The sequence below is a fragment of the Candidatus Didemnitutus sp. genome, from assembly GCA_019634575.1.
In the GTDB taxonomy this organism is placed as follows: domain Bacteria; phylum Verrucomicrobiota; class Verrucomicrobiia; order Opitutales; family Opitutaceae; genus Didemnitutus.
Genome location: JAHCAY010000001.1, coordinates 421,340 through 433,251, shown reverse-complemented (window position 1 = coordinate 433,251; position 11,912 = coordinate 421,340). Strand labels below are relative to the sequence as shown.

The 11,912-nt window shown below is 65.5% G+C and carries 9 protein-coding genes and 1 tRNA gene; 4 read left to right on the top strand and 6 right to left on the bottom strand.

The features are described 5' to 3' along the window. Positions 1-267 precede the first annotated feature (267 nt). From KF715_01840 to KF715_01825, 4 genes are all read right to left on the bottom strand, one after another. Positions 268-909, bottom strand: a complete 642-nt coding sequence (locus KF715_01840) for an outer membrane beta-barrel protein (protein MBX3735404.1) — start codon at positions 907-909, stop codon at positions 268-270. 190 nt (positions 910-1,099) lie between these two features. Then, complete coding sequence (locus KF715_01835) at positions 1,100-2,536, bottom strand: sigma-54-dependent Fis family transcriptional regulator (GenBank protein ID MBX3735403.1); 1,437 nt, start codon at positions 2,534-2,536, stop codon at positions 1,100-1,102. A 54-nt stretch (positions 2,537-2,590) separates the two neighbouring features. After that, positions 2,591-3,121 (bottom strand): hypothetical protein, encoded by a 531-nt coding sequence (locus tag KF715_01830; protein ID MBX3735402.1) that lies wholly within the window; start codon positions 3,119-3,121, stop codon positions 2,591-2,593. A 59-nt stretch (positions 3,122-3,180) separates the two neighbouring features. Continuing rightward, a complete protein-coding gene (locus tag KF715_01825; protein ID MBX3735401.1) occupies positions 3,181-5,430 on the bottom strand; it encodes an RNB domain-containing ribonuclease in 2,250 nt (749 codons plus the stop codon). Positions 5,431-5,580: 150 nt separating this feature from the next. On the opposite strand from KF715_01825, the gene KF715_01820 reads away from it, so the two are divergent. From KF715_01820 to KF715_01810, 3 genes are all read left to right on the top strand, one after another. Next, complete coding sequence (locus KF715_01820) at positions 5,581-7,020, top strand: deoxyribodipyrimidine photo-lyase (GenBank protein MBX3735400.1); 1,440 nt, start codon at positions 5,581-5,583, stop codon at positions 7,018-7,020. An 82-nt stretch (positions 7,021-7,102) separates the two neighbouring features. Then, entirely contained in the window at positions 7,103-7,519 is a 417-nt protein-coding gene (gene ndk / locus KF715_01815) for a nucleoside-diphosphate kinase (protein ID MBX3735399.1), read from the top strand. A 70-nt stretch (positions 7,520-7,589) separates the two neighbouring features. Next, a tRNA-Glu gene (locus KF715_01810) sits at positions 7,590-7,664 on the top strand. A gap of 35 nt (positions 7,665-7,699) precedes the next feature. Here the strand turns inward: KF715_01810 and KF715_01805 are convergent. Continuing rightward, positions 7,700-9,946 (bottom strand): hypothetical protein, encoded by a 2,247-nt coding sequence (locus KF715_01805; GenBank protein ID MBX3735398.1) that lies wholly within the window; start codon positions 9,944-9,946, stop codon positions 7,700-7,702. A 100-nt stretch (positions 9,947-10,046) separates the two neighbouring features. Between KF715_01805 and KF715_01800 the strand changes: the two genes are divergently transcribed. Further along, positions 10,047-10,856 carry a hypothetical protein gene (locus tag KF715_01800; protein ID MBX3735397.1) on the top strand — a complete coding sequence of 270 codons (810 nt, stop codon included), beginning with the start codon at positions 10,047-10,049 and terminating at the stop codon, positions 10,854-10,856. Between the two features lie 24 nt (positions 10,857-10,880). Here KF715_01800 and KF715_01795 read toward each other — a convergent pair whose 3' ends face one another. Then, the gene (locus KF715_01795; GenBank protein MBX3735396.1) at positions 10,881-11,909 is read right to left on the bottom strand and encodes a hypothetical protein; all 1,029 of its coding nucleotides are present in this window, start codon (positions 11,907-11,909) and stop codon (positions 10,881-10,883) included. Between the last annotated feature and the right edge of the window lie 3 nt (positions 11,910-11,912).

Sequence of the window (11,912 nt, the reverse complement as noted above, 5' to 3'; positions counted from 1 at the left end):
TGCCAAGGCGGAGCGCCGCGGGCTTAAGTGCACGCATCGGAGATGGATAGAACAGAAACCGACCAGATGAGCGCTGAACCCGTCGCGCGCGAATGGCTGGAGGCAGCCGGAATCCGGGAACGATCAAGAGTCATCATGGCTGAATGCGGCCAAGCGGATGTCGCCCCGGGCGCCCGCCGCCTGTGATGTGCGCCGACCAGACCTGACCAGACACACACAATGGCGACACACCGACGAAGCGGCGGGCGTTTTCCCCGGGGCTGAAACTCAGAAGTGGAATTCGAGGCCGGCGCCGATCAGGTGGGCGTCGTAGGCTTCGAGGGCGGAGTAGCTGTAGGTGACGGAGGCGCCGACATTGGCGTTGAAGCGATATGCGAACTTCAGCTCGCCGCCGAGATGCAGCTCGTTGCGGGTCTCGCGGTGGATGACCGGAAGCGGTCCGGGCAGCAGCGTGTTCACCCCTGCGTTGGTGAACACGAATTTCGAGTGCTCGAGGTGAAGCAGCGGTGCAACCGAGACGCAGAACGCGCCGCGATTGACGACTTTGAACGGGAGCGCGACGGTGTAGAGGTCGGTCGCCTGGTCCATGAAGTAGTAAGTCATGACGGGCAGGTCGACGCCACCGGAGGGCGGGAAGATCGAGGAGGACGGTGCGACCTTGTAGGTGCGTCCGTCGCCGATGTGCGTGTAGCGCGCCTCCAGCGCGAGGCGTGGCGAGATTTCGTAGCCGACGGCGAAGGTGAAGGCGCTGGATGGCAGGTCGTCGTTGAGCTTCGCGCCGCGGTCGCCGCTCGCCGGCGTGCCGGAGATCTCGAGCTTCGAGACTTGGGCGTCGACATAGACGGCGGCACTGGTCGCGGTCGCGGCGGCGACAGCGAGAACGGAGAGGAGGACAGGTTTGATTGTCATGGCGCGCGTCTCTTCGCCATCCGCGTGCCAGCAATTCTTGAGGTTAGTTCAAGTGCGGCTGGGCGAGGCGATTAGCCATGAAAGCGCGCTGAGGCGGTATTTTTGCGCGACGGGATGATGGCTGATTGTAGCCACGTTTTAAGGGGGACGCCGGCACGGGGTTGGCTGAATGCAGCCAACGTGGCCACTGCTACTCGGCGCTCGCGGCGCTGGCGTCGGTATCCGCGCCGGTTTCGAGGCGGTAGCGGAGGAACTGGCGAGTGACGCCGAGGCGGCGCGCGGCGGCGGAGACGTTGCCACCGGTTTCTCGGAGCGCGTCGTCGATGAGCGCCTGTGTGACCGCGTCGAGGGAGAAACCGGATTCGGGGAGACGCCAGGCGGGGTTGCGCCAGTCGTGGAGCGACATGCTGGCGGCGGAGTCGGAAGAGTTCGGCGCAGCGAGGTGGGCGAAGTCGAGCGGGGCGCCGGTTTGGCCGAAGATCACGGCGCGCTCAATCTCGTGGGCGAGCTCGCGGACGTTGCCGGGCCAGCGCTGGGTTTGGAGACGGCGCGCGCCGTCGTCGGAAATCGTGAGCGGCCGGAGGCGGTGGCGTTTCGCGGTGGCGGCGAGGAGCTGGCGTGCGAGGGCGATGATGTCGGCGCCGCGGTCGCGCAGCGGCGGCAGCGTGACGTGCAGGAGATTGAGGCGCTGATAGAGGTCTTCGCGGAACGCGCCGGTTTCGGCGAGGGCGCGCAACGGGCGGTTGCTGGCGGCGATGAGGCGCGCGTCGATGGCGATTTCCTTGTTCGAGCCGAGGCGGCGGATGCGGCCGTCTTCGATCGCGACGAGGACCTTGGCCTGGATGGCGGGCGAGAGGGACGCGATCTCGTCGAGAAAAAGCGTGCCGCCGTCGGCGGCCTCGAACAAGCCCGTGCGTGCGGTGCGGGCGTCGGTGAACGCGCCGCGCTCGTGACCGAAGAGCTCGGACTCGGCGAGTTGCTCAGGCAGCGCGGCGCAGTTGACGGCGATGAAGGGCTCGGCGGCGCGCGGGCCGTGGCGGTGGAGCCAGCGGGCGAGGGCGGTCTTGCCGGTGCCGGTTTCGCCTTCGATGAGCACGGGCGGCAGGCGGCGCTCGAGGCGGCGCTCGGCGGCGAGGATCGTGTCGAGCTGGCGACGCACGGCGTCGAGGCTGTGACCGAAGAAGAGTTCCGCGCCGTCGGCGCCGGTGGCGTTCTGGTGCTCGGTGCGGCGCGCGGCGGTGCGCTGCTGGCGGCAGCGCAGGAAGGCGACGGGCAGCGCCTCGGGCTCGAACGGTTTCGTGAGGTAGTCGCCCGCCCCGAGGCGCATTGCCTCGACGGCTTGCGGGATGCCGCCGAACGCGGTCATGACGACGACGCCGGTGTTTTCCGAAAACGCACCTTCGCGCAGCAGCATGAGCGCGTCGCCGTCGGGCAGGTGCAGGTCGACGAGCGCGAAGTCGAAGCTCAGGTCGCGCAGGAGGCGGCGCGCCTCGGCGAGGTTGGTCGCTTCGGAGACTTCGCCGCCGAGTGCACGCAGCGTCGCGACGAGCCGGCGGCGGAGCGCGGGATCGTCTTCGAGGAGCAGGATCTCGCGGCGGGCGAGGGGGATCATATTCGAGGCGCTCATGCTTGGGCACACCTTCTGGTCAGCGTGGAAAACAGGAAAGCGCGATCTGTCGGCTCAGCCTGGAGACGTCGAAGTGTTAGGCCGCGATGAACTGATTGCGGCCATTCTCTGTCGGTATGTGCGCGCGATTGAATTGACGATAAAGACGGCGGAGATCGCAGAAACTAAAATGAGGATTTTATCTAGGACCGAACGAACGCCGGTGCGTTGGAAATAGTCGAAAAGCAGGGCCGCGGGAATTAGCGTAAAGGCGACAATGGTCGAAATGACCCTGTAGTTCATTGAAGGAGCCAAGATTCCCGAGAGAGAATCAGAGTCGTCCCACAGTTTGATTCCCGGTTCCGCTCGTTCGTTCTGCCGCGAGAGCTTCTTCACATATTCAGATAGCGCAGCGATCAGCAGTTCCTCTTTCTGATACAGGGAGAAAAATAGGAGCGAGATCGGAAACGCGAACAGCGCGATGTGGATCACGGGGGCGTCCGCCTTGGTTCCAGCGATCTGCATCCCAGAGCCGAGGCCATAGATTACGGCGAACGACAGCAGGCATTGGCGAAGGTGCGTATCTCGGTATTCGACGCGCTTCATCAACTCGTCTCGCGCAGATTTAAAGGCATCTTGAACTAGCATAAAGTGAGACCGGCCGTTCACGGCACCGTGAAATCCAGCAAGCGCTTCTGGCGGTCCACGCGGAGGATCGTGACTTCGATGGTGCGGCCGAGTTCGAATTTGCGCTTCGTCTTGCGGCCGATGAAGGCCGTGCCGCTCGGGTTGAGTTGGTAGAAATCGTCCTGCAGCGACGAGATCGGCACGAGGCCGAAGGCGCCGGCGGCGGCGAGCTCGACGAAGAAGCCGTGGTTGCGGACGTCGGTGATGACGGCCTTGAAGCGTGTTTTCTTTTTCTTCTCCACCTCGCGCTCGAAGAACTCGGCGAGCTTCACCTTCACGGAGTCGCGCTCGGCTTCGGTGCTGTTGATTTCGGTGAGCGAGAGGTGTTCGCCGAGCGCCTCGGCGCGGGCGATGTTGTAGCCGGCGCTGTTCGGGCCGGCGGGGTAGCCCTCGAATTTCACGAGGTAGTGCTCGAAGACGCGGTGGACGACGAGGTCGGAGTAGCGGCGGATCGGCGAGGTGAAGTGCGTGTAGTCCTGCTTCGCGAGGCCGAAGTGGCCGTCGGGCTTGGCGCGGTAACAGGCTTTGCGCATCGAGCGGAGGACCTGGACGCGGAGCAGGTGGCCTTGCGGGTGATGCTTCAGAAGGGCGAGGAGCTTCACGAGTTCTTCCCGCTTGGTGAGGTCGCCGACCTTGATGCCTTGCGCGGCGAGTTCGCGGCGGAGGTCATCGAGGCGTTGCTCATCAGGGTCGTCGTGCACGCGGTAGAGCGAGGGAAGGTTTTGCGTGCGCGTGAGGCGGGCGACGGCTTCGTTGGCGAGGAGCATGAACTCCTCGATGAGCTGGTGGCTCTCGTCGTTCTCGATTTTCTCGATGCGATCGGCGTAGCCCTGCTCGTCGACGAAGATTTTCGTCTCGGGCATGTCGAGGTCGAGCGAGCCGTGGCGGAAGCGGTCGGTGCGGAGTTTGCGCGCGATGGCCCAGAGCTGGCGCGTCCATTTCTGGAGGTTGCGCAGTTCGTCGTCGGTGAGGGAGCTGAGGAGGCGGCCGGTGGAGCCGGTCTGGTGCTTCGGCGGGACGGGCAGGCGGCGGAGGGCGTCGAGGCTGTCCTCGAACATCAGCGCGTAGGCTTGCTTGTAGGTGAGGCGCTTGAAGGAGCGGATGACGGTGTTGGCGAAATCCGTCTGCTTGAGGCGGCCGTTGGGCGCGAAGGTGAAGATGGCGGCCTTGGTGAGGCGGTCCTGTGCTTCGACGAGCGAGCAGAGGCCGTTGGAAAGTTTTTCCGGGAGCATCGGCACGACGGAGCCGACTAGGTAGGTGGAGTTGCCGCGTTGCTGCGCCTCGCGGTCGAGAGCGGAGCCGGAGCGGACGTAGGTGCTGACGTCGGCGATGTGCACGCCGACGCGGAGGTCGCCGTTGGGGAGATACTCGAGCGAGAGCGCGTCGTCGAAGTCCTTGGCGTCGTCGGGGTCGATGGTGAACGTGGGGATGGAGCGGAAATCGATGCGCCCGCGCAGCTCCTGGAGGCGCACTTCGGGCGGGATGGCGGCGGCTTCGCGGACGACGTCGGGCGGGAAGACCGGCGAGAGGTTGTATTTGTGGTAGATGGCGGCGAGTTCGGCGCGCGGCTCGAAGGCGCGGCCGAGTTTTTCCACGATTTCGCCGGCGGGGCTGCGGTCGCGCTCCTTCCACTCGGCGATGCGGACGACGACTTTGTCGCCGACGGTGGGCATGGGCCGGAGCTTCGATTGGAGCGGGTCGCCGACGATGATGTCGTGCGGGATGCGCGGATCGTCGGGCAGGACGTAGAAATACGTGCGGCCGCGATGGAGCGTGCCGGTGGTGGTGTCGTTGGCGCGCGAGAGGATTTCGATGACGCGGCCGGCGCGTTCGTCGGGTTTGAGGAAGCGGTATTGGTCGCGCTCGCGGCCGGTGATGAGGCGCACGACGACGGTGTCGCCGTGGAGCGCGACGCCGGTGTTTTCGGCGGCGACCTGGATGGCGGGCTCGCGCTCGGGCGAGTTGACCTTGCCCTCGGGGAGGACGATGGCGGAGCCGGTTTGGCGGAAGCTGATGCGGCCGGTGATGAGATCGGCCTCCTGCGGCAGGCAGAGGCGGTCGCCTTTGACGAGGACGATGCGGCCGGTGCGGATGAGGTCGCGCGCGGCGTGGGCGAACTTGCGGCGGTCCTTCGTGTTGAAGTGAAGTTCGCGGCCGAGGCGTTCGAGGGAGGTCGGCACGTAGTTACGGTGACCGAGGTGGGAGAGGAGGATTTCCCGGAAATTCATAAGGAGGAGGCGAGGTCCGGCGCGCAGGTAAGCGGCGCATCGCGGACTCGCAAACGAGGAACAACGTGCGGGAGACGCGTGTGGATGCAACCGGGTAATTTTTCCGGGTGACGCCTTTACTCGAACACGGTTCGTGCTACGGCTCCGCTCGTGGCTCTCACGATTGTCTGGTTCCGTCAGGATCTGCGGTTGCAGGACAACCCGGCGTTGCTCGCGGCGGTGCAGCGCGGCGCGGTGCTGCCCGTCTACATCCTCGACGACGCGGGCGAGGAGCGTTGGCCGATGGGCGGGGCTTCGCGGTGGTGGCTGCATCACTCGCTGGCGGCGCTCGGGGCGGCGTTGCGGGAGCGCGGGGCGTCGCTCGTGCTCGCGCGCGGCGAGAGCGGTGCGGTGCTGCGGACATTGATCAAGGAGAGCGGCGCGGATGCGGTTTACTGGAATCGCCGCTACGAACCCGCGGCAATCGCGCGCGATGCGGCGGTCAAGGCGGAGCTGGGCGCCACCGGTGTGGACGCGAAGAGCTTCGCGGCCTCGGTGTTGTTCGAGCCGCACACGGTGAAAAACAAGAGCGGCGGGCCGTTTCAGGTTTTCACTCCCTTCTGGAAACACTGTCTGACTCTCGACGTGGCGGAGCCGGTGAAGTTGCCCGCCGCGAAAATCATCGGCGCGACGAAGGCGACGAGATCGCTTGAGTTGGGCGAACTCGGCTTGCGGCCGACGATCCCGTGGGATGCGGGATTCCGCGACGCGTGGGAGCCGGGCGAGGCCGGCGCGGCGAAGCGGCTGAGGAAATTCGTGGGCGGCGCGATTGAGCACTATGCCGACGAGCGCAATCTGCCGGATCGCGATGGCACGTCGGCGCTGTCGCCGCATCTGCATTTTGGCGAGATCAGTCCGCGGCAGGTCTGGTGTGCGGTGCGCGCGTTGAGCAAGGAGAGCGGCGTATTCCCCGCGAGCCGTGGCGCGCAGGTTTTCCTGAGCGAGGTGGGTTGGCGCGAGTTCGCGTATCACCTGCTGTTTCATTTTCCGCACACGCCGGAGGCGCCGTTGCGGACGGAGTTCGCGGCGTTTCCGTGGCGGAAGGACGAGGCGCAGCTCCGCGTGTGGCAGCGAGGACAGACGGGTTACCCGATCGTCGATGCGGGCATGCGGCAGCTGTGGGCGACGGGGTGGATGCACAATCGCGTGCGGATGATCGTGGCGTCGTTCCTCGTGAAGCACCTGCGGCTCTCGTGGCAGGAGGGCGCGGCGTGGTTCTGGGACACGCTGGTCGATGCCGATCTCGCGGCGAACACGCTCGGCTGGCAGTGGACGGCGGGCTGTGGCGCGGACGCGGCGCCGTATTTCCGTATTTTCAATCCGATTTTGCAGGGCGCGAAGTTCGACCCGGACGGCGATTACGTGCGGCGCTGGGTGCCGGAGCTGGCGTGTTTGCCGTCCGAGTGCATTCATGCGCCGTGGACGGTGACGCCGTTGGAGCTCAGCGCGGCGGGCGTGGTTCTGGGGCAAACCTATCCGCATCCGATCGTCGATCACGGCGAGGCGCGCGGCGCGGCGCTGGCGGCGTTGCAGACGATTCGGAAGGGTTGAACGGGTCGCGCCGTGCCCGCGGGAAGCGAAAAAATCCGGGCTTCCCAAGCACCCCCGGAGATGTATGGTGTCGACCTTTTATATGCAGAAGACCCTCATCATCTTTAAGCCGGATTGCATGGAAAAGCGCCTCGTCGGCACCGTGCTCCAGCGTTTCGAAGCGGCTGGCTTCGAGATCATCGGCGCCAAGCTCACGCGCCTCACCCCGGCGCAGTTGCGCGAGCATTACGCGCACGTCGCGAGCAAGCCGTTCTATCCGGAGATCGAGCAGTTCATGAGCTCGCGCCCCGTCATCGTCATGGCGCTGAAGGGCGAGAACATCGTCGCGCGCGTGCGCGACCTGCTCGGGCCGACCGACTCGCGCAAGGCCGCCAAGGGCACGATCCGCGGCGACTTCGGCACGGAGATGATGAAGAACGTCGTGCATGCGTCGGACTCCGAGGAGAACGGCCGCATCGAGATCGCGCGCTTCTTCCAGTCCGAGGAAATCCTCGGCTGAACGCGGTCGCGAATCTGAATACTTGACGACTGCGGGACGGGTCCGCTTAGTTCGCCCCTCTCGCAGTTCCGCCCTCATCGTCTAGCGGCTAGGACGGGGCCCTCTCAAGGCCCAAACCGGGGTTCGATTCCCCGTGAGGGCGCCAATTTTCCAAGGCGCGCATCTTCACCGGTGCGCGCCTTACTTTTGGACGGTTGCGGTCTTGGCGGTCACGCCAGCGGACGGGTGATTGCGCGAGGGCGCCGGTTTGATCACGAATTTCTCGATGCGAAAGCCGCGTTTTCGGCGGTCTTTGCCAGGAGGAATGATTCCCGGGCGGTCCGAGCGAAATTCGACGACGTTGCGGCCGGGCTGGATAACAAACTCCGGGATGTCCCAAACTTGCGATCCGCGAGCCGTGGCGACGCGCAGTAGAATTGTGTCCCCAAGGGCGATTTCCAGTGGCCGGGCGTCGACGGTTGAGGCGCGCACTCGTCCGACGACGCGACGCGCCTCGCGAGATGGGTTGTCGATGACCAGGGTGGCATTGCCAGTTGTCCAACGAGCCTTGGCGAGGGTGCGATAGTCGCTTTCGAGATCATGCCAGCCATCGCCGATCGTCACACGGAGAAAACCGGGGGCGCGGGTATTTTGGAGCAGGAGGAACGGCCATTCTCCGCCACCTAACGATTGCAGGCCCGGCGCTTCGAAGCGGCAGACGCTGCCGACGAGGTCGAAGCTGCCGCGCAAGGGGGTGGCTTTTCGTCCCTCATAGGTGTCGTAGCGGAAGAATTGCGGTTTGCGCAGCAGCATCGAATTGGCCCACAGCCGAGACCAGACATCGCCGGTCAAGACGTTTATCGATTCGACCTGTGATTCGCCTTCGAGGCCACGCAAGCGAATCAGGGGATCGTTTACGATCAGGCTCGGTGTGCGCATCCGCTGCCACATGCTCGCATTGGCGAATAGGTTGCCGACCAAGATCGTCACCACCGCGCCGTAAACGACTGGTCTCCAAAATCCGACTGACCCCGGCCTGAGGAGCCGAAGCCACATCGTGAAGGTGGCGAGCATGCCGGGATAAAAGACGGCGAAGAGCTTGTAGGCGTCGTAGCTGGCGTTGGTGCCATGAACCGCCGCTCGCCAGTGGAGATAGGCATATCCGACCAGAGTAGGGGCAACCAAGCAGAACGACGCCAGCCGCCAGGGCCTTTGTCGGCCGGGATTGCTCCAGATGGTCCAGATACACAGTGCGACGAACATCGTGCCCAGGAGGAGGCGAAACCAGAGGTCGTGTGGACCCAATGTGCGACTGGCGACGATTCCCAGCCAGCCTTCCGGCGTGAGCAGAGGGATCTTCCAGCCGAAATCGATTTCGCGAAACAGCCGCATGCGTTCCACCAAGCCCAAGACACGTCCGAGATACAGTCCGGCCGCGGCAAGCAGCGGTGCGGTCATGAGCGCCGACCAGCGCGCGAGCAGACCGACGTCGCGCCGGGCGAACGCTTGCAGGGCGGCATACCCCGCCGCCGGTGCGAGGCAAACGACGACAATGAAGTGATAGCTTCCCAGCACGAGACAGAAGCCGACGAAGGCCAGCAGCCCGAGCCCGCAGCAGGTCCGCGGCGGAAGCCGGTGTGCCCGTGCCGCGACGAACCCGATCCAGGTCAGGAGCGCGATCGCCTGCGCCGCCAGGAGCTGGCCGATCGCCACGTGATAGACAGCGTAGAGCAATAACGGGCTGAATCCGTAGAAAACCGAAACGAGAAACGCGCCGCCGGGACCGTGGCGTGCACCCGAACGGGCGAGCCAGAAAACCAGCGGCAGTGAAAGCGCCAGCAGCCCCGCCGTGAATACGTTGATGATTTCGAACCCGCGCAGGCCGAAAATCCCGGCATGGTGGGCGATCAGGGCGGATGGGGCGAAGTGGTTCAGCCGGATCCAGTGATCGAAGAAGTTGTCCACCGAATGCAGCTCCACCACCTCCCGCAGACCCATGAAACCGATGCGGTCGTCCTTTGAAAACTCGCGCAACACGCGGGCCCCCGCGGCATAGTCGGCGGCGTCGCAGCTGCCCATCGACGAACTCGTCAGGCGGTTCGATGCGGCGGCAAACGGCCAGACCGCGATCGCCAGCAACACGCACATCGCAAGTCCGAGCCAGCCGAAGCGGGCGAGATCGGCGCCGATCCGACCGCGGCGGCGCCAGACGCCAAGCACGAGAAGAACCGCTGGCAGAGCCTCGCTCGCCCACGCGTAGGAGTTGGTGCCAGGCAACCCGCAGTTTGCACCGATCCAAACTGCCGTCGATTGGAGCATCAGTCCACACACGGGAACGAATACCGGCCAATAGCGCCTCCAAGGTCGCGGTGTCGCGATCAGCGCCAAACCTGCGCCCCAAAATAGGGTGTGCAGGATGATCGCACTGGCGACAGTGAAGAACAGCATGGGGCGAGAGGCGCTCCCCAATCGGTAGGGGCGGCGGGGCGGGAGGAGCGCTTTGGAGGTGTAGGGTAACGCCCTACCTGTCAATCCGCTGATTTTCTTTTTGGCGTTCCGACCGTCGAAGCCCCACGCGCATCGGCGTCGCTTTGTCCGGAGGCGGGATTTCCGATCCGGCGAAACATGTGGGATGCGCCATCGGATCACGACGGCGCTGAACAGGAGCGAATTCGAACCGCTTGCCAGGCAGGTCGCCGTCGAACAAAACCCGCCAGCCTCATCGCGACGACGAGGCTGGCGCTTGCCAGGCTGCGCGTTCCGCGACTGTCTCCAGGCGATGCGACGGGTGTTTCTCTTTTGTGTCCTGACGGCGCTAGCCTCGGCGGCGGATTTCCAGCCGGTAGTGCTCGGCCACGCGAAGCGCTACCCGCGGTGGGAACCGCAGGATTGTTACAAGCTCCTGTTTCAAGCGGTGCTCGGCGCCGAACATGCGGTCAGCGACGAAGCGGGAGCGCGCAAATGGATGGAGAACGAGGTTGCCGCGCTCGGCGACGGGCCGGCGGAGCCGCTGGTCGACCCGATCTCGGCGGACGGCGCGCTCGTGCGCGTGCATTTGCGGACGTTCGTGGCGCGCGGCGGCGATCCGGCGAAGCTCGTGCGCACCTTCGTGGCCACGGGGCAGCGGAAGTTCGGCACGCGCGAGCAACTGGCCGACGCCTGGGCGCAGGTCGTGGCGTTGGCGGAGGCGCGCCGATTGCCGTTCACGGCGGCGGCCGCGCTGGAGTTTGGCGAAAAGATGCGCGCGGCCGGCTGGCCGGCGGTGCATCACTCGAAGGCGTTCGGTGCGGCGTATCGGCCGGCTTATCGCGTGATCGCGCGCGAATTCCTGAGCGACGTCCTGCCGGCGGAGCGCTGAGGTCCACAGGTCGGCGCGGGGGGATCACTCGCGGCTCTTGAACCAGACGTAGGTCGTGGAACTGATACCCATCAGTGCGAAGGTCTGCGGGTCGAACGTGGGCAATTTCAGCGATGTCCACGTATCGAAGACGTAGATCGCCGCCAGCACGAGAGTCCACATGACCATCTGCACGCGGTGGAGATTCGCGCCGTTCTGATCGCTGATGAGGTCGGTGATCAAGCCGACGTGCTGTTGCGGGGACGGTGCGCCGGCCGCGGCGGCCGCAGCGACGGCGGGCGCGGGAGGCGTCGGTTTCGGGTCGCCGGCGGCGGCGGATGCGAGCGTGGTCACGCTGCTGATGCCGAGCAACGCGACGGCGGTGCCGTTGAGCACGCCGTTGGTCTGGCCGGTGATCAGGTAAAGCAGGATGAAGCTGATGCCGATCAGCACCATCCAGAGTGCGAGCTGAACCCGGGCGAGGCTGAAGGGGCGAATGGTCGGCGCGAGGGTCGGCTCGTTGTCGCGCAGGACGCCGGTTTTCCAACCCGTGAACCACACGCCGACGATGACGATGAGCGCGATGATCCCGAACGCGATGAGGCGGAACGGATGCACGAGGCCGAAGAGCAACAGCGCCGGCTTGCGACCGACGGTGGTGAGCGGCTGGCCGGAGAATTCGAGCGAGAGCGCGGCCTCGGCTGCGGCGAAGCGGTCGGGTGCGAGCGCGGCGACGGCGATGCTGTCGAGCTCGCCGGGCCCCGCGGGCTTGGCGGCCGGACGGATGATCGCGAAGCGATAGCGACCGGCTTCGGCGGCCGGATAGATGCGGTCGATGCCAACGGGGACGCCGTTGATGCGCAGGGTCCATTTTGACGTGTCGAGCCAATCGGCATTGGCCGGGCCGCCGAGCTGGACGTCGATGAAATCACCCCAGCTTCGCATGGCGGAGGTGTCATGGGCGGCGAGCGTGAATTCGCCCACGCCGGGTTGGACGGCGGGTGCGGCAGCGCGCGCCACGAGAGCGAGCGCAAAGGCAAATGCGAGCAGGCTGATTTTTTGCAGGGTATTCATGGC

Excerpts from the sequence above, each read along its gene's own strand:
- KF715_01840 (MBX3735404.1), bottom strand. The coding sequence starts at position 909 with ATGACAATCAAACCTGTCCTCCTCTCCGTTCTCGCTGTCGCCGCCGCG.
- KF715_01835 (MBX3735403.1), bottom strand. The coding sequence starts at position 2,536 with ATGAGCGCCTCGAATATGATCCCCCTCGCCCGCCGCGAGATCCTGCTC.
- KF715_01830 (MBX3735402.1), bottom strand. The coding sequence starts at position 3,121 with ATGAAGCGCGTCGAATACCGAGATACGCACCTTCGCCAATGCCTGCTG.
- KF715_01825 (MBX3735401.1), bottom strand. The coding sequence starts at position 5,430 with ATGAATTTCCGGGAAATCCTCCTCTCCCACCTCGGTCACCGTAACTAC.
- ndk (MBX3735399.1), top strand. The coding sequence starts at position 7,103 with ATGCAGAAGACCCTCATCATCTTTAAGCCGGATTGCATGGAAAAGCGC.
- KF715_01805 (MBX3735398.1), bottom strand. The coding sequence starts at position 9,946 with ATGCTGTTCTTCACTGTCGCCAGTGCGATCATCCTGCACACCCTATTT.
- KF715_01795 (MBX3735396.1), bottom strand. The coding sequence starts at position 11,909 with ATGAATACCCTGCAAAAAATCAGCCTGCTCGCATTTGCCTTTGCGCTC.